Annotated in this window: 16 protein-coding genes; 5 read left to right on the top strand and 11 right to left on the bottom strand. The window is 56.2% G+C overall.

Annotated elements, in window-relative coordinates; translation table 11 throughout:
- The first annotated feature begins 118 nt into the window (after positions 1 to 118).
- The gene (gene plsB, locus BM373_RS17790) at positions 119 to 2,539 is read left to right on the top strand and encodes a glycerol-3-phosphate 1-O-acyltransferase PlsB (RefSeq protein ID WP_090464440.1); all 2,421 of its coding nucleotides are present in this window, start codon (positions 119 to 121) and stop codon (positions 2,537 to 2,539) included.
- A gap of 155 nt (positions 2,540 to 2,694) precedes the next feature.
- Here plsB and ubiA read toward each other — a convergent pair whose 3' ends face one another.
- From ubiA to malK, 5 genes are all read right to left on the bottom strand, one after another.
- The gene (gene ubiA, locus BM373_RS17785; protein ID WP_090464436.1) at positions 2,695 to 3,564 is read right to left on the bottom strand and encodes a 4-hydroxybenzoate octaprenyltransferase; all 870 of its coding nucleotides are present in this window, start codon (positions 3,562 to 3,564) and stop codon (positions 2,695 to 2,697) included.
- A 13-nt stretch (positions 3,565 to 3,577) separates the two neighbouring features.
- Positions 3,578 to 4,075, bottom strand: a complete 498-nt coding sequence (gene ubiC / locus BM373_RS17780; RefSeq protein ID WP_090464433.1) for a chorismate lyase — start codon at positions 4,073 to 4,075, stop codon at positions 3,578 to 3,580.
- A gap of 176 nt (positions 4,076 to 4,251) precedes the next feature.
- Positions 4,252 to 5,208 carry a maltose operon protein MalM gene (gene malM, locus BM373_RS17775; protein ID WP_090464430.1) on the bottom strand — a complete coding sequence of 319 codons (957 nt, stop codon included), beginning with the start codon at positions 5,206 to 5,208 and terminating at the stop codon, positions 4,252 to 4,254.
- Positions 5,209 to 5,322: 114 nt separating this feature from the next.
- Positions 5,323 to 6,642, bottom strand: a complete 1,320-nt coding sequence (locus BM373_RS17770; RefSeq protein WP_090464427.1) for a maltoporin — start codon at positions 6,640 to 6,642, stop codon at positions 5,323 to 5,325.
- A 95-nt stretch (positions 6,643 to 6,737) separates the two neighbouring features.
- Entirely contained in the window at positions 6,738 to 7,847 is a 1,110-nt protein-coding gene (gene malK / locus BM373_RS17765) for a maltose/maltodextrin ABC transporter ATP-binding protein MalK (RefSeq protein WP_090464425.1), read from the bottom strand.
- A gap of 351 nt (positions 7,848 to 8,198) precedes the next feature.
- On the opposite strand from malK, the gene malE reads away from it, so the two are divergent.
- The 3 genes from malE to malG all read left to right on the top strand — a co-directional run bounded on the left by malE (position 8,199) and on the right by malG (position 12,025).
- Positions 8,199 to 9,389, top strand: a complete 1,191-nt coding sequence (malE, locus tag BM373_RS17760) for a maltose/maltodextrin ABC transporter substrate-binding protein MalE (protein WP_090464422.1) — start codon at positions 8,199 to 8,201, stop codon at positions 9,387 to 9,389.
- 186 nt (positions 9,390 to 9,575) lie between these two features.
- Complete coding sequence (malF, locus tag BM373_RS17755; protein ID WP_090464419.1) at positions 9,576 to 11,120, top strand: maltose ABC transporter permease MalF; 1,545 nt, start codon at positions 9,576 to 9,578, stop codon at positions 11,118 to 11,120.
- A gap of 14 nt (positions 11,121 to 11,134) precedes the next feature.
- Positions 11,135 to 12,025, top strand: a complete 891-nt coding sequence (malG, locus tag BM373_RS17750; protein ID WP_090464416.1) for a maltose ABC transporter permease MalG — start codon at positions 11,135 to 11,137, stop codon at positions 12,023 to 12,025.
- Between the two features lie 88 nt (positions 12,026 to 12,113).
- Here malG and psiE read toward each other — a convergent pair whose 3' ends face one another.
- From psiE to pgi, 6 genes are all read right to left on the bottom strand, one after another.
- On the bottom strand, positions 12,114 to 12,524 hold the full coding sequence (psiE, locus tag BM373_RS17745; protein WP_090464413.1) for a phosphate-starvation-inducible protein PsiE: 411 nt from the start codon (positions 12,522 to 12,524) through the stop codon (positions 12,114 to 12,116).
- A 290-nt stretch (positions 12,525 to 12,814) separates the two neighbouring features.
- Entirely contained in the window at positions 12,815 to 14,911 is a 2,097-nt protein-coding gene (locus tag BM373_RS17740; RefSeq protein WP_090464411.1) for a YjbH domain-containing protein, read from the bottom strand.
- On the bottom strand, positions 14,911 to 15,648 hold the full coding sequence (locus tag BM373_RS17735) for a capsule biosynthesis GfcC D2 domain-containing protein (RefSeq protein ID WP_090464407.1): 738 nt from the start codon (positions 15,646 to 15,648) through the stop codon (positions 14,911 to 14,913). The genes BM373_RS17740 and BM373_RS17735 overlap by 1 nt, the downstream gene beginning before the upstream one ends.
- Entirely contained in the window at positions 15,645 to 16,283 is a 639-nt protein-coding gene (locus tag BM373_RS17730) for a YjbF family lipoprotein (protein WP_090464404.1), read from the bottom strand. The genes BM373_RS17735 and BM373_RS17730 overlap by 4 nt, the downstream gene beginning before the upstream one ends.
- A 61-nt stretch (positions 16,284 to 16,344) precedes the next feature.
- Positions 16,345 to 16,587: an exopolysaccharide production protein YjbE gene (gene yjbE, locus BM373_RS17725; protein WP_090464402.1), complete on the bottom strand. Its 243-nt coding sequence runs from the start codon at positions 16,585 to 16,587 to the stop codon at positions 16,345 to 16,347.
- A gap of 412 nt (positions 16,588 to 16,999) precedes the next feature.
- Complete coding sequence (pgi, locus tag BM373_RS17720; RefSeq protein WP_090464399.1) at positions 17,000 to 18,646, bottom strand: glucose-6-phosphate isomerase; 1,647 nt, start codon at positions 18,644 to 18,646, stop codon at positions 17,000 to 17,002.
- A 293-nt stretch (positions 18,647 to 18,939) separates the two neighbouring features.
- Here pgi and lysC point away from each other — a divergent pair, with 293 nt between their 5' ends.
- Positions 18,940 to 20,289 (top strand): lysine-sensitive aspartokinase 3, encoded by a 1,350-nt coding sequence (lysC, locus tag BM373_RS17715; RefSeq protein WP_090464396.1) that lies wholly within the window; start codon positions 18,940 to 18,942, stop codon positions 20,287 to 20,289.
- The last annotated feature ends 8 nt before the right edge of the window (positions 20,290 to 20,297 follow it).

Genomic DNA, 20,297 nt, shown 5'->3' with positions numbered 1-20,297 from the left:
TTTTATGTAATTAGCGTCAATGTCTCTATGAGCAGACCTTGGTACAACAGAATTTCCGCGCGCTTTCTGATATTCTTGCGGCGCAATGGCATTATTAACCAGAGGCTTCACATCGTTTATGTCCGGCTGGCCACGAATTTACTACAAATTACTGAATTTACCATTAAGTGCATTGGTAAAAAGCAAGTCTATTCCGGCAGAACCTGCCCAGGAACTGGGGCTCGATACGTCGCGCCCTATTATGTACGTCTTGCCGTATAACTCTAAGTCAGACTTGTTGACGCTGCGCGCGCAATGTCTGGCGCATGAGCTGCCCGATCCACTCGAACCGCTGGAAATCGACGGCACCCTGCTGCCGCGTTACATCTTCATCCACGGCGGGCCGCGCGTCTTCACCTGGTACACACCAAAAGAAGAGTCCATCAAGCTGTTCCATGATTATCTCGATTTGCACCGCAGCCATCCCGATCTGGATGTGCAGATGGTGCCGGTCTCGATCATGTTTGGCCGCAGGCCAGGACGTGAAAAAGGCGAGGTCAATCCGCCGCTGCGCATGTTGAACGGTGTGCAGAAGTTTTTTGCGGTCTCCTGGCTGGGTCGCGACAGTTTTGTGCGTTTCTCGCCGCCTGTTTCGCTGCGCCGCATGGCCACGGAGCACGGCACCGATAAGATCATCGCTCAGAAGCTGGCTCGCGTGGCGCGTATGCACTTTGCCCGTCAGCGTCTGGCCGCCGTCGGCCCGCGTCTGCCTGCCCGTCAGGATCTGTTTAACAAACTGCTGGCATCGAAAGCGATAGCCCGCGCGGTGGAAGACGAAGCGCGCAGCAAAAAAATCTCCCATGAGAAAGCGCAGCAAAACGCCGTCGCCCTGATGGAAGAGATTGCCGCGAACTTCTCCTACGAGATGATTCGCGTCTCCGACCGCATTCTGAGCTTTACCTGGAACCGTCTCTATCAGGGGATTAACGTTCACAACGCAGAGCGCGTGCGGCAACTGGCGCACGACGGGCATGAGATCGTCTATGTGCCCTGCCACCGCAGCCATATGGATTACCTGCTGCTCTCTTACGTGCTCTATCACCAGGGGCTGGTGCCGCCGCATATCGCCGCTGGCATCAACCTGAATTTCTGGCCCGCCGGGCCGATTTTCCGTCGCCTGGGCGCGTTCTTTATTCGTCGTACCTTCAAGGGCAACAAGCTCTACTCCACCGTATTCCGTGAATACCTGGGCGAACTGTTCAGCCGCGGCTATTCCGTTGAATATTTCGTGGAAGGCGGACGTTCACGTACCGGTCGCCTGCTCGATCCGAAGACCGGCACGCTGTCGATGACCATCCAGGCGATGCTGCGCGGCGGTACGCGCCCTATCACGCTGGTGCCGATTTACATCGGTTACGAGCACGTGATGGAAGTGGGCACTTACGCCAAAGAGCTGCGCGGCGCGACGAAAGAAAAAGAGAGTCTGATGCAGATGGTACGCGGTTTAAGCAAGCTGCGTAATCTGGGCCAGGGCTACGTCAACTTCGGCGAACCGATGCCGCTGATGACCTACCTGAACCAGCACGTACCGGAGTGGCGCGAATCCATCGATCCGATTGAGGCCGTGCGCCCCGCCTGGCTGACGCCGACGGTGAACAACATTGCCGCCGATCTGATGGTACGCATCAACAACGCGGGCGCGGCTAACGCCATGAACCTGTGCTGTACGGCGCTGCTGGCCTCGCGTCAGCGCTCGCTCACCCGCGAGCAGTTGACCGAGCAGTTGAACTGTTATCTGGGTTTACTGCGCAACGCGCCTTACGCATCTGATGCCACGGCTCCGGCTGTCACCGCCTCCGAGCTTATCGATCACGCCCTGCAAATGAACAAGTTTGAGGTCGAGAAAGACACCATCGGCGACATCATCATTCTGCCGCGCGAGCAGGCGGTACTGATGACTTACTACCGCAACAACATCGCGCACATGCTGGTGCTGCCGTCGCTGATGGCGGCGATCATCACCCAGCATCGCCACATTTCCCGCGAAGAAATGCTGCGCCATGTTGAAGAGCTGTATCCGATGCTGAAAGCCGAGCTGTTCCTGCGCTGGGAAAAAGAGGAGCTGGCAGGCGTACTGGAGACGCTGACCACAGAACTGCTGCGTCAGGAACTGGTGGTGGTGAAGGACGATAAGCTGCACATCAACCCACACCATTCGCGCACGCTGCAACTGCTGGCTGCGGGTGCACGTGAGACGCTGCAACGCTACGCTATTACCTTCTGGCTGCTGAGTGCCAATCCGTCGATTAACCGCAGTACGCTGGAGAAAGAGAGCCGCACCCTGGCGCAACGTCTGTCAGTGCTGCACGGCATCAACGCCCCGGAATTCTTCGACAAGGCGGTGTTCAGTACGCTGGTGCTGACGCTGCGTGACGAGGGATATATCAGTGATACCGGCGATGCGGATCCGATGAAGACGCTTCAGGTGTATCAGCTGCTGGCGGATTTGGTGACCTCGGATGTGCGGTTAACGATTGAGAGTGCCACGCAGGGGGAGTGATTTCCCCCCTCACCCTAACCCTCTCCCCATGGGAGAGGGAACAGATCGAGCACGGACTTGCCCTTCACCCTCTCCCTCAGGGAGAGGGAACAGATCGAGCACGGACATAAACCTCCCTCTCCCTCAGGGAGAGGGCCGGGGTGAGGGTAAAACAACTACCCCCAGTAACTCGCAGCCAGCCCCAAAAACAGCACCAGCCCCACGTAGTTATTATTCATAAACGCTTTAAAACAGGCGTCACGATCGCGGTTCACCACCAGCCATTGCTGATAAATAAACAGCGCGCCCGCCGCCGCAATTGAGGCGTAATAGACTGCGCCAAGCCCCGACAACCAGCCGACCGCGCTCATTAACACCAGCACCGCAATCTGCAACAGGCCGACAATGAGCTTGTCATGACGGCCAAACAAAATCGCCGTCGATTTGATGCCAATCTTCACGTCGTCATCGCGATCCACCATGGCGTACAGCGTGTCATACGCCACCGCCCATAAGATATTGGCGAAGAACATCAGCCAGCAGCTCAGCGGCAGGGATTCGCTCACGGCGGCAAAAGCCATCGGAATCGACCAGCCAAACGCCGCGCCCAAAACCACCTGCGGCAGATGGGTGTAGCGCTTCATAAACGGATACACCCAGGCCAGTGCCAGCGCCGCGACCGAGAGCAAAATCGTCATCAGATTCAGCGTCAGCACCAGCACAAACGCCAGCAGTACCAGCACCACAAACAGCGTGCGGGCTTCGTTTTCCGTCACTGCCCCGCTCGGCATCGGGCGGTTTGCCGTGCGTTTAACATGGCCATCAAATTTGCGGTCGGCGTAATCGTTGACCACACAGCCTGCCGCGCGCATCAGCCAGACACCCGCGACAAACACCGCCAGGATCCACAGCGGCGGCAGACCGGGCGTTGCCACCCACAGCGCCCATAGCGTCGGCCACAGCAGCAGCAGCGCGCCAATCGGTTTATCCGTACGCATCAGGCGGTGAAACGCCAGCAGCTTGTTCTGCGTCAGACTCCACTCCATTTTTATCTTCCTCTTAGTACAACGGCGATGCAGGCAAAAACAGTTCTGTCAGCAATAACGGCTTGCCGCCGAGACGCAAACGGGAGCGACGCCCCCACAAATCGTTATGGCGACCAATCTCAATAAAATCACGGGTAAGCTGGGATGAGGTAAACAGGTAACGCCCCAGCGGGGTTTTTCCCAGATTCTGCAACGCCAGCTCCGGCCCGCTCAGCGTGGATTCCGGCACAACGGTGCGTCCTGCCAGCCACGGCTCGCCGTCGGCACAGAGCAGGATTTCGCGCAGCCAGTAGCGGGATTCCGCAGGCAACAGCGCGCACTCTTCACTGACATCCCCGGCTGAAACAAAGCCTTCACGGATAAGCGTAACACTCACCTGCTTACCTTGCTGCTCAAAGCGTTTGGTCATGGAATCTTCCAGCAACAGCCAGTCCAGCAGTTGCGAGTCGAGTGCGGGAATTGCGTCGAAATAGCGCAGCGCACGCAATTGCGTTAGCGCAGGGTGTGACATGCCTGATTCTCCGGGACATAACGTAAACGTATTGTATCGCAGAATAGCAAGGACGGGCGGGTAAAGTTCATTCGCTTTGCATAAGCGTAACAGATACGCAACAGGTCAGGTTGCGCTGAAAAAAAGGTGCACCGGTTAAGGTGCACCAAACAGGCAAAATCAGCATTGCGGGGTGATTACCCCTTGCCTTTTACACTGCTGATAAAGGTGGAACGGGCAGAGGTTGAACCCAGGCTTTCGGCTTCGTTGAGTAATTTCAGCGCTTTGTCGATCTCGCCTTTGGCAACGGCCTGTTTAATACCCTGATTAAAATAGCTTTCGGTTTCATTCAGTACGGGTTCTTTCTTCACAGCCGGTGCAGGCGCAGGAGCTGCGACCGGGGCAGCAGCCGGTGCGGCGGCGGGCGCGCTATAGGCAGGCGCGGCGGTATTGCCGACCGTGACCGCATCCGGGCCTGACGAACCAAACAGCGGGCCGACCAGAATGCTGGAGGAGGTGTTAGTGCTCACTTTCAGCGTCAGCTTGCCGTCGGTAATGTGGCGGGCCAGCGGATCGGGAATATCCGGGATGGCGTTGCCCGCGCCCTTGGCATAGGCTTTTGCCGGGTTAATCAGTTTGGTGGTCTTCTGTAAATCTTGATCGCGGGTGAAAGCGAGGACGTAAATTTTTTGCTGGCCGAGCGCAGGCGTCAGGCGCATCACGCCTTCCAGTCTGTCGGCGCTCATCACGCCCGGTTCCTGATAGGTAAAATATTCCGCCGGGAAATATGCCGACGGTTTCAGATTCTGGTCGAGGATCAGTACGTTCGGCGCAAACACGCTGGTCTGTTTATCCACTTCACTGGTCAGGGTCAGCGTCAGTTCGCCAATGTTGGCCGGGACGCTCCAGGCGACGACCGGGCCGCTAATACCCGGCACATTCAGGGTCTGGCCCGCGGTAGCGGTCGTGGTGGTCTGAGATTTGGCCTGACTCACCGGCGTCCAGGTTAACTGTTGCAGCGCCGAGGCGGGAATGGCGGGCGCGCTGGTGGTGTTCTGAGGGACGAAATTCACGTCGGCCAGCGCACCGGTTGGGCAGACCGCCAGCAGGCTGGCGCTCAGGCAGAATGCGACAAGACTTTTTTTCATTTTCATTTTTATCACCTTTTCTTTCACAGGTACCACAGCGGCCAGGCAATAGCGCGTCGTACCCAATGGGTTGAGGGGCTTACGCCCCTCTTCCGGTCATTGCATCAGGTTAGTAAGTGATTACCACCAGATTTCCATCTGTGCACCGAAGGTCACTTCGTCATTGTCGCCACGGCTGAAGGTACGGGCAGCGGTGTCGTTGTACGCTAAGCCGCTGGTGAAGCCCGCAGCAGTATCAGCGTTGGTGCTGGCATAGCCCCATTTCTCATCCCACTTCGCATAGGTTGCGAATACGCGGATAGCCGGACGGGACCAGATGCTGTCACCAGCCTGCCACTGTTGGGCGAGGGTGATTTTGTACTGGTTGTTGGTGTCGTCGGTACGCTGAGATTTCACGTTGTCGTAGCCCACTTCCAGCAGGGTGCTCATGATCGGTGTCCATTTGAACATCGGACGCACGCCCACGGTCCACCAGCGGGTGCCGTTGCTGTCGTCACGATCGATGTCCTGGTACATACCGACGTACATCAGGTCCCAGCGATCAGCCAGGGTGATGGCACCGTGGTCCAGCACGCGGATCATGCTGCCGTCGTTGTTGATGCTGCCACCTTCCGGACGGCCTTTACCGTTGGAAGTCATGGAGTCAGTGGCGTACTGCACCACGAACTTGTTGAAGCCCTTCATCATGCTCTGGGTATGTTCAGCGGTGAACATCCAGCCATCTTTCGAGCCGCCCTGACGCAGGGTGTAATCGTCTGGCAGGTTGGTGTGACCGTAATCAACGCCCAACTCCAGCACGCCGTCCGGGTTAGTTTCCAGACCGGCTAAACGCACGTCGAACACGTCGTTCGGCACGTCGTTGTTATAGGTTCTTTCACCAGTTACCGGATCAAATTCAGCCGATCCAGTAGAGCCGCCTTTTTCCGTAGAACGGGTCGCCGCGAAAGAGAGTTTACCGATACCGACGTCGATGTTTTCCAGACCTGCACCCGGGCCTGAAATATCCCAGTAGTAGAAGTCGATCATGTGGACGTCATGACGCTGGTAGAAGCGTTTACCGGCCCAGATGTTGGCACCTGGCAGAGCGTCGATCAGGTTTTTACCTACCACGTTAAATTCACGGATCGCCGGGGTATTGTCGTTTTCCCAGTCGTTCAGCTGTGAGGAGTTATAGGCAATGTTGGAGTCGAAATAGAAGCTCTTGTCGCCTTCTTTCCACACTTCCTGGCCTAATTTAATTTCGGCGTAGGTATCACATTCGTTACCGAGACGGTATTTAGATTGTGCACCGGTTGCCTGGAAACACTGTTGCGGGCCGCCACTTGCCGTCCAGCCGATACCGGAACGGGCATAGCCTTTGAAATCGACAGCGCCAGCATGAGCAGACAGAATGCCTGCTGTGATGGCGATTGCCAGGGGGAGTTTGCGCAGAGTAATCATCGTTCTATCTCCTGAGAGCTTTGCTTTTCTTTTTTACACTTCATCATTCAGGCCGCTCGATGCAGCCCGAATGATTTTGTGTAGTTATGGAGTGCTTAAACGCCTGGCTCTTTGTGCAACCGACGACAAGCGGTGCCATCTTCACGGAACAGATGGCAGCGCTCCGGCGGCAAGCCGATAGCGAATGTGGCACCCTCTTCTACCAACACCACGTCAGTCTGGCGGTAAACCAGGTTCTGCCGTATGGCGGGGATCTGGATATGAATTTGCGTTTCGTGACCCAACTGCTCGACGACCTGAACAACGCCTTCCAGGGTGACATCAGCGATGTCACTGGGCAGCAGATGTTCCGGGCGAATACCTAACGACATGTTGGCCCCCACCTGCACATTGTTGCTTTCCACCGGCAGCCAGACTTGCTGGCGGTTCGGCAGTTCAACCTGCACCTGTTCAATGGCGGTGGCGGTGACCTTCACCGGCAAAAAGTTCATCTTCGGTGAACCGATAAAGCCCGCGACAAAGCGGTCTGCCGGGTAGTGATAAAGCTCCAGCGGCTTGCCGACCTGCGCGACGCGACCGGCATCCAGCACCACGATTTTGTCGGCGAGCGTCATCGCTTCAACCTGATCGTGGGTGACGTAAATCATGGTGCGCCCCAGGCGCTTATGCAGACGGGAGATCTCAATGCGCATCTGCACGCGCAGCGCGGCGTCCAGGTTGGACAGCGGTTCATCGAGCAGAAATACACGCGGTTCTGCCACCAGTGTGCGGCCAATCGCCACGCGCTGACGCTGACCGCCGGAGAGCGCTTTGGGCTTGCGGTCCAGCAGGTGGCCCAGTTGCAGCACTTCCGCCACCTGCGTGACGCGCGATTTGATGGTCTCTTTTTTGGCTCCCGCCAGCTTCAGGCCGAAAGACATGTTTTCTGATACGGAAAGATGCGGATACAGGGCGTAAGACTGGAACACCATGCCGACGCCACGCTCGGCAGGCGGCACGTCATTAACACGCGTATCACCAATCATTAAATCCCCACTGGTGATGGTTTCCAGCCCGGCAATCATGCGCAGAAGTGTCGATTTACCGCAGCCCGACGGTCCGACAAACACCACAAACTCGCCTTCATGAATATCGAGATTGATGTCTTTAGAAACGACAACGTCGCCCCAGGCTTTCGTTACGTTTCGCAGCTGCACGCTCGCCATGTCCTTCTCCCTTAGTGACAACCCTAAAACCTTCAAGATGCGGCGACTATGCGGGATTCATTACTCTGGTGAATCCTCCACCCCCTCCCTTTTTTATGGGGGAGGAGGCGGGAGGATGAGGCGACCGGGTCTGCCCCCACAAGTTCAACCCGCTGACGATTTTCGTGATGCAGGCGGCAAAAACCGTGGCGGTTTTCTGTGCGCCACCGCGCATAACTTTGATTTATGGAAGCAAGATCACAGAAAGCAGGGGTGGGGCGTAGGCCGAAGGAGGATGAGAAGCGCTTGTCAAAACAGGAGACTGGCATCCGTTAAGCCACCTCTGTGTACATCACCAAAAAGGATGGAGATATGAAAATCAAAACTGGCGCAGGCATCCTCGCATTGTCCGCCTTAGCGACGATGATGTTTACCGCCCCGGCGCTCGCCAAGATTGAAGAAGGCAAGCTGGTTATCTGGATCAACGGCGATAAAGGCTATAACGGCCTGGCTGAAGTGGGTAAAAAATTCGAAAAAGACACCGGCATTAAAGTGACGGTGGAACACCCGGACAAACTGGAAGAGAAGTACCCGCAGGTTGCCGCCACGGGCGATGGCCCGGACATTATTTTCTGGGCGCACGACCGTTTTGGCGGTTACGCACAGTCGGGCCTGCTGGCGGAAGTGACGCCAGACAAAGCCTTCCAGGACAAACTCTTCCCGTTTACCTGGGACGCCGTACGCTACAACGGCAAGATCATCGCCTACCCGATTTCGGTTGAAGCACTCTCGCTGATTTACAACAAAGATCTGGTACCGAACCCGCCGAAAACCTGGGAAGAGATCCCGGCGCTGGATAAAGAGCTGAAGGCGAAAGGTAAGAGCGCGCTGATGTTCAACCTGCAAGAGCCGTACTTCACCTGGCCGATTATTGCCGCTGACGGCGGTTACGCCTTCAAGTTTGAAAACGGCAAATATGACGTGAAAGATGTGGGCGTGGACAGTGCAGGCGCGAAAGCGGGTCTGGGCTTCCTGGTCGATCTGATCAAAAACAAACACATGAATGCTGACACCGATTACTCCATCGCTGAAGCTGCCTTCAACAAAGGTGACACCGCGATGACCATTAACGGACCGTGGGCGTGGGCGAACATTGATAAGAGCAAAGTGAACTACGGCGTGACCATGCTGCCGTCGTTTAAAGGTAAAGCCTCGAAACCGTTCGTGGGCGTGCTGAGCGCAGGCATCAACGCCGCCAGCCCGAACAAAGAGCTGGCGAAAGAGTTCCTTGAAAACTACCTGCTGACCGATCAGGGCCTGGCAGAAGTGAACAAGGACAAACCGTTAGGCGCGGTGGCACTGAAGTCTTATCAGGATACGTTAGCGAAAGATCCGCGCATTGCCGCCACCATGGCGAACGCGCAGACCGGTGAAATCATGCCGAACGTACCGCAGATGGCTGCCTTCTGGTATGCCGTGCGTACCGCGGTGATTAACGCCGCCAGCGGCCGCCAGACGGTTGATGAAGCGCTGAAAGATGCGCAGGGTCGTATTACGAAGTAAACCTTAAGTCCCCCCCTCACCCTAACCCTCTCCCCACGGGAGAGGGAACCGATCGAGTGCGGGTCTGCCCTTCTCCCTCTCCCGGGGAGAGCACGGGCCCGCCCTTCCCCCTCTCCTGGGGGAGAGGGTCGGGGTGAGGGGAAATGCACTAAAGATTGTTCAATAGCGGTAAGAGGAAGAATCCCCATGGATGTCGTTAAAAAGAGTCATTGGTGGCAAAGCGAGGCGCTGAAGTGGTCAGCGATCGCCGTGATTGGCCTGCTGGTGGCATATCTTGTGGTTTTGATGTACGCCCAGGGGGAGTACCTGTTTGCCATCATGACGCTGATTTTAAGCTCTGCTGGCCTCTATATTTTCGCCAACCGTAAAACCTACGCCTGGCGCTACGTTTACCCCGGTCTTGCGGGCATGGGGCTGTTCGTCCTGTTTCCGCTGGTCTGCACCATCGCTATCGCTTTTACCAACTACAGCAGTACCAACCAGCTTACTCAGGAGCGTGCGGAGCAGGTGCTGATGGATCGCTCTTACGAGGCGGGCAAAACCTTCAACTTTGGCCTCTACCCGGCGGGTGACCAGTGGCAACTGGCGCTGACCGACGGTGAAAGCGGCAAAAACTTCGTTTCTGAACCGTTCAAATTTGGCGGCGAACAAACGCTGACGTTAAAAGCCGCCGACGCGCTACCTGCGGGCGAGCGGGCTAACCTGCGCGTCATCACCCAAAACCGTCAGGCGCTGACCCGGCTTTCGGCAATTCTGCCGGATGAAAGCAAAGTGGTAATGAGCTCGCTGCGCCAGTTCTCCGGCACCCAGCCGCTCTATACGCGTACCGATGACGGCGGGCTGACCAACAATCAGAGCGGCGTGAAATACCGTCCGAACAATGAAATCGGCTATTACCAGGCGATAAACGCCGACGGCAACTGGGGCGACGAAAAACTCAGTCCGGGCTATACCGTGACGACCGGCTGGGGCAACTTCATGCGTGTGTTTACCGATGAAGGGATCCAGAAGCCGTTCTTCGCTATCTTCGTCTGGACAGTGATTTTCTCCCTGCTGACGGTCGTACTGACCGTGGCGGTAGGCATGGTGCTGGCCTGCGTGGTGCAGTGGGAATCCCTCAAAGGCAAAGCGGTTTACCGCCTGCTGCTGATCCTGCCCTACGCCGTGCCGTCGTTTATCTCTATCCTGATTTTCAAAGGCCTGTTCAACCAGAGCTTCGGGGAAATCAACATGATGCTGAGCGGGCTGTTTGGCATCAAACCGGCGTGGTTCAGCGATCCGAATACCGCGCGTGCGATGGTGGTCATCGTCAACACCTGGCTTGGCTATCCGTACATGATGATCCTGTGCATGGGCCTGCTGAAAGCCATTCCCGACGATCTGTATGAAGCGTCGGCAATGGACGGGGCCGGACCCTTCCAGAACTTCTTTAAGATAACTTTGCCGCTGCTGATCAAGCCGCTGACGCCGCTGATGATCGCCAGCTTTGCCTTTAACTTTAATAACTTTGTGCTGATCCAGCTTCTGACCAACGGCGGTCCGGACCGACTCGGCACCACCACACCGGCCGGTTACACCGATTTGCTGGTGAGTTACACCTACCGCATCGCGTTTGAAGGCGGCGGCGGGCAGGACTTTGGCCTGGCGGCGGCGATTGCCACGCTGATATTCCTGCTGGTTGGGGCACTGGCGATTGTGAACCTCAAAGCCACACGCATGAAGTTTGATTAAGGGAGAAAAAAACGATGGCTATGGTGCAACCCAAATCGCAAAAACTGCGGTTACTCATCACCCATTTAGGACTGCTGATTTTTATTGCGGCGATCATGTTCCCGCTGCTGATGGTGATCGCGATTTCACTGCGTCCGGGCAACTTCGCCACCGGCAGCCTGATCCCGGAGCAGATCTCCTGGGAACACTGGCGTCTGGCGCTGGGCTTTAGCGTTGAACACGCTGACGGGCGCGTGACGCCGCCCCCGTTCCCGGTGCTGCTGTGGCTGTGGAACTCCATCAAGATTGCGGTGATCACCGCCGTGGGCATCGTGACGCTCTCCACCACCTGCGCTTACGCCTTTGCCCGTATGCGTTTTCGCGGTAAGGCGACACTGTTAAAAGGGATGCTGATTTTCCAGATGTTCCCGGCGGTGCTGTCGCTGGTGGCGCTGTACGCGTTATTTGATCGCCTCGGCCAGTACATTCCGTTTATTGGCCTGAATACGCATGGCGGAGTGATCTTCGCCTATCTTGGCGGCATCGCGCTGCATGTGTGGACGATTAAAGGCTATTTTGAAACCATCGACAACTCACTGGAAGAAGCTGCCGCGCTGGATGGCGCAACGCCATGGCAGGCTTTCCGTCTGGTGCTGTTGCCGCTGTCTGTCCCTATTCTGGCGGTAGTATTTATTCTGTCGTTTATTGCCGCCATTACCGAAGTCCCGGTCGCCTCGCTGTTGCTGCGTGATGTAAACAGCTACACGCTGGCGGTCGGAATGCAGCAGTACCTCAATCCGCAGAACTATTTGTGGGGTGATTTCGCTGCTGCCGCCGTCCTTTCTGCAATCCCCATCACCGCCGTGTTCCTGCTTGCGCAGCGCTGGCTGGTCAACGGCCTGACGGCTGGTGGGGTGAAAGGTTAAGCTTCATCGTGATATGCCACTGTTATCCTCAAATTGTATTGACCCTTAACTTGTGACTGTTGTTTGGCGCTCCCCGGAGCGCCTTTTTTTATTCGCGCTTCAGCCGTTTCGAGTTACACAACCAGAGGGTGATAACCAGCAGCAGGATCGCCCCGGAGTAGATCAGCACGTCCATCGGCGATTTATGATCGACGATGATCAGCCGCACAATCGCGGTAATGCCGATGTAGATAAAGTAGCGAAGCGGGAAGTGAAAGCCGGACTGAAAGTACTTCACAATCAGCGCGATAAACTCGAAGTAGAGAAAGTAGACCACCAGCCCTTCAACCAGCTCATATTTGCTGGTCTGCACCGGCGCAAACAGCACGTCTGCCAGATGCAGCGTCTCTTTACCCAGAAAGACCACCAGGATCAGGCCGAGGCTCAACAGACCCAGATTGAGCACGGTCTGCAAAATGGTGGAGATGAACTCAACGCGTGGACGAATTAGCGATGTCATACGGCACCTCATAGCAGGGGTGAGCTTCATGTATAACGCAGAAGTGTGATCTGGATCTAGATTTTTTACTTATGAGGGAGAGAGGGAATGCCCCCTCACCCTAACCCTCTCCCCAGGGGAGAGGGGACCGATCGAGCACAGACTCGCCTTTCTCCCTCTCACTCAGGGTGCACGGTCCCGCCTTTTTCCCTCTCCCTCAGGGAGAGGGCCAGGGTGAGGGTAAAATCGTGCACGGTCCCGCCTTTTCCCTCTCCCTCAGGGAGAGGGCCAGGGTGAGGGTGAAGTAAAACTCAGCGGAAATTCACGCTCCGGTCGCTGGTCATGTCATACAACTGGAACTTACGCCCAAGCATCTGGCCGCCGTCGCGGGTCAGTGGCGTCCAGCCGATCGCAGCGCGGCTGCGCGTCGGGCCTGGCGTAAACAGATCCAGCGGCACCGACACGTACACCCCTTTGGTGAAATCGCCTTCGCCATATTCGTCCGGCGAAACGTTAGTGATAGTGGCATACGTCCCCACTACCACCCCGCTGTCGAAGTGTTTCGACACTTCCAGCGTGCCGCCCTTGTCGCCCGCCAGATATTGCCCGACGCTGGCTTTGATCAGCACATCCTGCGCAAACGGCGGCGTCCAGTAGGCGGAGAGATGGCCGGTTTTCGCGGTGTAGTCGGTAAACTTCATCATCTCTTTCGGGCTGCGCCAGTCACGCTGTTTCACGTAGTTGGCATCAATGCCAAACGCCCAGTTGCTGTCGACCGGACGCCAGAGCACTTCTGCCCCGGCCCCGCCGTACATGGTTTCCAGATAGCCGCCATACACCTGACCGTAAAAACCGTTGCCGAAATACTGGAAGTAGTTGGCCTGCAGGTTGTTGACGTAATAGTCATTTTCCACGTAGTCACGCACATGGGTACGCACGCGCGGCAACTGAGAATCCTTCGGCGGATTGGTGTAGTTAAATTTGTCGTAGTTGTTGGCAACGTTGCCAAACAGACTGCCGGTGGTCAGCAGGTGATCGGTGAGCCACAGATCGGCGGTCGCCATCAGCCCCAGTTGGTACATATAAAAACTTTCCGGGCCGCCAACAGACTGATTCAGCACCGGATCGAGGTGGAAATCAAAACGCGATTTGTCGATATACCAGCCCTGCTCGGTGGTTTCCGGCACCACCGGTTCAATGCGTTTTTGCACCAGCTCCGTTTCCTGTCCCAGCGGTTCGCCCTGCAAATGGCGTTGCAGGCTGGCGACGTCAGTTTCTGTCGTCACCTGCGGCAGGTTCAGGCGGTTTTCCGTCACGCGGATGGTGCGCACGCCGTCCGGCAGATCGTTGGCGATGATGCGGTTAGCGCGCTCAATGCCTTCCTGCGAGTCGCGGTATTTCACCTGCTCGCCAGTGACGTACAGCGTGTCGCCCTTCACCTGGATCTTCGGATCGGCAAGCCCGGCGTTGTATTTCAGCATGGTTAGCTGATTCGCCACCACCGAGTGCTGGAGAATGGCGTCCTGCGGCTGCGGCTGGTACTGCGGACGGGCGTTATCGTTGTAAGACGGGCGCAGATCGTTAAAGTTATTGCGCAGCGTCACGCCGAACATCAGGGTGTTGCCGCGCTCATAGCTCACATTCACGTCAGCCCAGTTGGTGACGCGGTAGATCGCCCCGACGTTGAATTTGCTTTTCTGCGGCAGGCTGCCGGCAAAATCCTGCTGGTAGTTGTTGCCTTCATATTCCAGCTTCAGGCGCAGCGGCTGCCAGGGCGTCTGGTACTCCACGCCGCCGAACAGCGAGGCCGGGCCGTGGAACATCTGGCTGGCGTCCACCGACCCCGCCTGGTTGTAGCTGTTATCGCGCACGCAATATTTATTGCTGTAGCTGCACAGCGGGTTTTTGATATTACCTGCGGTGCCGAGATAGCCCCAGCCCAGTCCCAGCGAGAAATCAAACGGGCCCCAGGCTTTGTTCGCCACCACATATTCGGCGTCAAACAGCCCTGTCCCGCCGATATCGCGCGCGCCCACCGCCACCTGCGGCAGCCAGTAGCTCTCTTCCCACAGGCGCAGTTTTAAATCGAATGCTTTGTCTTTATAGGTTTGATCGCCGGAGAACGCGTCCACGCTGCTGTACTCACGGGTACGCACGTCGGTGTAACGCAGCGTGGTTTCCAGCCACGGGAAGAGTTGCACCGAGCCGGAGTAATAGCGGTACTGATCGTTATCGCGATAGTTGAGGCTGATCTCCCCTTCCCGCGCCATGCGCGCGGTTGGCGTTTGCAACAGGCCCACGCCACCAAAATCGGACTGCGACGGGCCAACGGGTGCCGGATACGTTTCTGCATGGCAGGCGGCACTCACGCCCAGCGCCAGCAGGCTGTAAAGGTACGTTTTTTTCATCAATCCGGTATCCGGTGCGTCAGAGAGTAGAGAATATCGGCGTTCAGTTCGTTATACCGGCTCGTCCAGAGCGAATCGGCAAACCCCACGAAAATCACGCTGCCCGGCATGGGTTCGACATGGCGTCGGTTCCAGTACGCGACGGGCACTTTTTGCGTGCGCCCGTCCGGGTAAATCAGCCAGGCATCGCTTTTTTCCGCGCCGCTTAAGGTATCCATCTCATCGAGATAGCTCACCACATCGCGCCCCGGCGTGAAGGGCTTCTCCCCCGGACGGCTGACAAGCCCGACGACCGTAACCGTGGACGGCTGGTTACGCACCCACAGCGTGTATTCACCTTCCAGCGGTGGATTCGCCCCCGGCTGGACGCGCACCTGATCGGGATCGAGCGGCACGATTTGTCGCCCCGTCACTTTAAAAGCCTGCAACTGCTGGCGCAGCGCATTAATGGCAGCGGCGGCATCGCCCCCTTCCTCTCCGGCAAGCGCGGTCAGTTTTGCCAGTAGCGCCTGATGGCGCTGCTCTGCCACCACGGATGCCTGACGCTCGCTGATGACCGCACCGGGCCACCAGCTATTCGCCAGCCGGGGCTGACCGACCAGATCGATTAAATGGGCGGCATCGGTTAATTTTTTAGGCTGTGTGTCCTGCGAGGAATAGACCGTGACCGTGCCCGCCGCGAAAGCGAGCGGTGAGGCCAGGGCTAAAAAAAACGAAACAATTGCTCTTATTTTCATTGTTTTGCTGCCTTGATAAGCAGGGTATTCACCGGGAACCAGTCTGCGCCGAGGTACTGAGTCGACTGTCTGATTTGCCCTTCGCTATCCACCCAGAAACGGTTGGTCCACGTTTTTTGTCCGGTGGTGATCTCTTCTTCCAGCACGCGAACAGCGGTGACGTCGCTGCCGAGCGTCAGCGTGTCGGTGCCCGCCCAGCGAAACTCAGAGCGTGCCGTGGCGTAGCGCACCTGTCCGTGTTCGGTCCAGCCCATTACCCGCGTCCAGTTCGCGCCATCAACAATTTGATTCGGTTTGATCAGCGGATCGGCGTTTAAATTACTGACCTCTAACAGGTTATCTTTACCGAGCAGCGTTTTGACGATGCGCCCGTGCTGGGTCACGATGCTGGCCTGATCCTGAGTAACCCATTTCTGCTGTCCGTTTTCCGAGAAGGCCAGAACGACAAACAGTTGCGGCCCGCCGTCGAGCTGCATGTACTGACTGGCGTAAGGCATTTCGGCAATGTCAGCGTCCGTCAGGTGCACGCCGGGTGTGCCAAATACGCTATCCCACAGCGCATTGCCCAGTCCTTTGGTCGTGCCTGAGCACGCCTGAAGCAACAGACAAAGCAGAAGGATTCCGGGTCGCTTCACGACAATTCTCCAGGGTCAAAATAACCACACCGAAGTGTGGTTATGGTTAATGCACCCCTGATTACTGGGTACTTGTGGTCGTCGTGGTCGTGGTTCCGGTATTGGAGCCATCACCACCACCGGTCGCCGCGAGCGCGACACCCACCGCAGAACTTACGGTGCTAACGCTGGTCGCGGTAGAACTCCCCGCAGACACAGACGTTGCTGCCGACCCTGCTGCTTCACCCACTTGTACCGGTGCCGCAAACGCAGAAGTCGCCGCAAGCGCGGAAATGGCAAAAATGCCATACAGGACTTTATGCATATCAATTTCCCTTCATTGAATGAATGGATATTTCACCTGAAAGGGATTCAGGCGCAATCGAGTATACACAACTAAAGCAGGCGATTTATGTCGCAGGGAAATAGCAGAAGGGTTTTAAGATAATTGGATAACAGGCGTCGGGTTGATTTATTTATTTTATTTAAAGTTATTTATAATCAATATGTTAAAATAAACATCATTATTTGCTCTCTCCGTATTATCCTAAAATAACCCACAGGTAATGACCGGGTATTTCTCTTTTTCAGATTAAACTCAATAACAGAATTTGCAGTCAGACACAGACAACGGGAATTATCCGATAAAAAAAGCCGATAATAATATCGGCTTATCACAAAGGCGCTCTGTTAAATCATTCGGGGTGCAGTAATGCCCCCCGAAGGATGACGTAAATTTAGCGCCAGGATTTGTAGCGGTTGATTAAACCGTTGGTGGAGCTGTCGTGGCTGCTGATCTCTTTATCATCGCCCAGCTCCGGCAGAATGCGGTTTGCCAGTTGTTTACCCAGCTCCACGCCCCACTGATCGAAGGTGAAGATGTTGAGGATCGCGCCCTGGGTGAAGATTTTGTGCTCGTACAGCGCAATCAGCGCACCGAGACTTCTCGGGGTGATTTCACGCAGCAGGATGGAGTTGGTCGGACGGTTGCCTTCGAATACTTTGAACGGCACCACGTGCTCCAGCGTCTTCGGATCTTTACCCTGGTCAATGTATTCCTGCTCTACCACGTCGCGCGCTTTACCAAACGCCAGCGCCTCGGTCTGAGCGAAGAAGTTAGACAGCAGTTTCGGGTGGTGATCCGACAGCGGGTTGTGCGTTAACGCCGGAGCGATAAAGTCGCACGGTACCATTTTGGTGCCCTGGTGGATCAACTGATAGAACGCGTGCTGACCGTTGGTGCCCGGCTCGCCCCAGATGATTGGGCCGGTCTGGTAATCCACCGGATTGCCGTTGCGGTCAACGTATTTACCGTTGGATTCCATGTTGCCCTGCTGGAAGTAAGCGGCAAAACGGTGCATGTACTGATCGTACGGCAGAATCGCTTCGGTTTCAGCACCGAAGAAGTTGTTGTACCAGATGCCGATCAGCGCCAGCAGCACCGGCAGGTTTTGCTCAGGTGCGGTGTTGGCGAAGTGCTGATCCATTTCGTGTGCGCCGGAGAGCAGCTCAACGAAGTTATCAAAGCCCACGGACAGAATGATCGACAGACCAATCGCTGACCACAGGGAATAACGACCGCCTACCCAGTCCCAGAACTCAAACATATTGGCGGTATCAATACCAAACTCGCCCACCGCCTTCGCGTTGGTGGAGAGCGCGGCAAAATGTTTCGCCACGTGTTTTTGATCGCCGGCGGTTTTCAGGAACCACTCACGCGCGCTGAGGGCGTTGGTCATGGTTTCCTGGGTAGTGAAGGTTTTGGACGCGACCAGGAACAGCGTAGATTCCGGGTTCACTTTCTTCAGCACTTCGGCGATGTGGGTGCCATCGACGTTAGACACAAAGTGCATATTGAGATGATTTTTGTACGGGCGCAGCGCTTCGGTGACCATGAACGGGCCGAGGTCGGAGCCGCCGATGCCGATGTTCACCACGTCGGTGATCGGCTTGCCGGTGTAGCCTTTCCACTCGCCGGAGATGATCGCTTCTGAGAAGGCTTTCATCTTTTCCAGCACCGCGTTCACTTCCGGCATCACGTCTTTACCGTCAACGATAATCGGCGTGTTGCTGCGGTTACGCAGCGCGACGTGCAGCACAGCACGGTCTTCGGTGCGGTTGATTTTCTCGCCCGCGAACATGGATTTAATGGCGCTCGCCAGGTCGGTTTCTTTTGCCAGATCCTGCAACAGGGACAGGGTTTCAGCAGTGATGCGGTTTTTGGAGAAATCCACCAGCATCGAATCGTTGAAGGTTGCGGAGAATTGACTGAAACGATCGGCATCTTTAGCAAAGAGGTCAGCGATCGAAACGTCTTTCATTTCATCGTAATGTTTTTGCAGCGCCTGCCAGGCAGAAGTCTGCTTTGGATTGATGTTTTTCATAGCAATACTCTTCTGAATTGAGAATTGTGACTGGGATCGATTGTAACGTCAGTCTCAGAAAAGTGGGATTGTTTTAATGACATTCCCCTGGCCCCGGTCAAATACCGATAAAAATTATAATTGATATAAGTACTGTTACTGAGCGTAATCCCAGCATGAAAAATCCGCATAATCCCGGCGTTGACAGGCTCCGCCACACCTTTTATTTATAAATACGGTATTTGCGCCTGCACCGGTTTCTGTTTTGCCTTTGTGCCATGGTCGCTTTTTTCATTCCCTGACACGAGGTTGTAATGACAGAAATAGTTGTCTCCAAATTTGGCGGTACCAGCGTTGCCGATTTTGATGCCATGAACCGCAGCGCCGATGTGGTGCTCTCCGATGCCAGCGTGCGCGTGGTGGTGCTCTCCGCATCCGCAGGTGTTACCAATTTACTGGTCGCCCTTGCCGAAGGCCTGGAAGCCACCGAGCGCTTTGTGAAGCTGGATGCCATCCGCAAAATCCAGTTCGATATTCTCGAACGTATGCGCAATCCGAACGTGATCCGCGAAGAGATTGATCGCCTGCTGGAAAACATCACCACACTCGCCGAAGCCGCATCGCTGGCGACTTCTACCGCACTCACTGACGAACTGGTCAGCCACGGCGAACTGATGTCCACGCTGCTGTTTGTGGAAATTCTGCGTGAACGCAATGTCGATGCGCAGTGGTTTGATGTGCGTAAAATCATGCGCACCAGCGACCGTTTTGGCCGTGCCGAACCGGACATTGCCGCCCTTTCCGAACTGGCGACGCAGCAGCTTGCGCCGCGTCTGGCGGAAGGCCTGATCGTCACGCAAGGTTTTATCGGCAGCGAAGCTAAAGGCCGCACCACTACGCTCGGTCGTGGCGGCAGCGATTACACCGCCGCGCTGCTGGCTGAAGCGCTGCATGCGACCCGCGTTGATATCTGGACCGACGTACCGGGCATTTACACCACTGACCCGCGCGTGGTGCCTTCCGCGAAACGCATCGACGAAATTGCTTTTGAAGAGGCCGCTGAAATGGCGACCTTCGGCGCAAAAGTGCTGCACCCGGCCACCCTGCTGCCCGCCGTGCGCAGCGATATTCCGGTGTTTGTTGGCTCCAGCAAAGATCCTAAAGCGGGCGGCACATTGGTGTGTAATGAAACCCAGAACCCGCCGCTGTTCCGCGCCCTGGCGCTGCGCCGTAAGCAGACGCTGTTAACCCTGCACAGCCTGAATATGCTGCACTCGCGCGGTTTTCTGGCTGAGGTGTTCGGCATCCTGGCGCGGCATAATATTTCGGTCGATTTGATCACCACTTCGGAAGTCAGCGTGGCGCTGACGCTGGATACCACCGGCTCCACCTCCACCGGCGACACGCTGTTAACCCAGAGTCTGCTGATGGAACTCTCCGCCCTGTGCCGCGTGGAAGTAGAAGAAAACCTCGCGCTGGTAGCACTGATTGGCAACGATCTGTCAAAAGCCTGCGGCGTCGGCAAAGAGGTGTTTGGCGTACTCGAACCCTTCAACATCCGCATGATTTGCTATGGCGCATCCAGCCATAACCTGTGCTTCCTGGTCCCAGGCACCGAAGCCGAGCAGGTCGTGCAGAAACTTCATCATAATTTGTTTGAATAAAAACTCCT

Origin of the sequence: Enterobacter sp. kpr-6, from assembly GCF_900116015.1 — a bacterium.
GTDB lineage: Bacteria > Pseudomonadota > Gammaproteobacteria > Enterobacterales > Enterobacteriaceae > Enterobacter_D.
This window is presented reverse-complemented; position numbering and strand designations above follow the sequence as displayed.

What these genes read in the sequence shown, in the direction of transcription:
- BM373_RS17735 (WP_090464407.1), bottom strand. Translation starts at nt 15,648, where the DNA reads ATGAAAATAAGAGCAATTGTTTCGTTTTTTTTAGCCCTGGCCTCACCG.
- malE (WP_090464422.1), top strand. Translation starts at nt 8,199, where the DNA reads ATGAAAATCAAAACTGGCGCAGGCATCCTCGCATTGTCCGCCTTAGCG.
- plsB (WP_090464440.1), top strand. Translation starts at nt 119, where the DNA reads ATGTCCGGCTGGCCACGAATTTACTACAAATTACTGAATTTACCATTA.
- yjbE (WP_090464402.1), bottom strand. Translation starts at nt 16,587, where the DNA reads ATGCATAAAGTCCTGTATGGCATTTTTGCCATTTCCGCGCTTGCGGCG.
- psiE (WP_090464413.1), bottom strand. Translation starts at nt 12,524, where the DNA reads ATGACATCGCTAATTCGTCCACGCGTTGAGTTCATCTCCACCATTTTG.
- malK (WP_090464425.1), bottom strand. Translation starts at nt 7,847, where the DNA reads ATGGCGAGCGTGCAGCTGCGAAACGTAACGAAAGCCTGGGGCGACGTT.
- BM373_RS17740 (WP_090464411.1), bottom strand. Translation starts at nt 14,911, where the DNA reads ATGAAAAAAACGTACCTTTACAGCCTGCTGGCGCTGGGCGTGAGTGCC.
- pgi (WP_090464399.1), bottom strand. Translation starts at nt 18,646, where the DNA reads ATGAAAAACATCAATCCAAAGCAGACTTCTGCCTGGCAGGCGCTGCAA.
- lysC (WP_090464396.1), top strand. Translation starts at nt 18,940, where the DNA reads ATGACAGAAATAGTTGTCTCCAAATTTGGCGGTACCAGCGTTGCCGAT.
- ubiA (WP_090464436.1), bottom strand. Translation starts at nt 3,564, where the DNA reads ATGGAGTGGAGTCTGACGCAGAACAAGCTGCTGGCGTTTCACCGCCTG.
- BM373_RS17770 (WP_090464427.1), bottom strand. Translation starts at nt 6,642, where the DNA reads ATGATTACTCTGCGCAAACTCCCCCTGGCAATCGCCATCACAGCAGGC.
- malG (WP_090464416.1), top strand. Translation starts at nt 11,135, where the DNA reads ATGGCTATGGTGCAACCCAAATCGCAAAAACTGCGGTTACTCATCACC.
- ubiC (WP_090464433.1), bottom strand. Translation starts at nt 4,075, where the DNA reads ATGTCACACCCTGCGCTAACGCAATTGCGTGCGCTGCGCTATTTCGAC.
- malF (WP_090464419.1), top strand. Translation starts at nt 9,576, where the DNA reads ATGGATGTCGTTAAAAAGAGTCATTGGTGGCAAAGCGAGGCGCTGAAG.
- malM (WP_090464430.1), bottom strand. Translation starts at nt 5,208, where the DNA reads ATGAAAATGAAAAAAAGTCTTGTCGCATTCTGCCTGAGCGCCAGCCTG.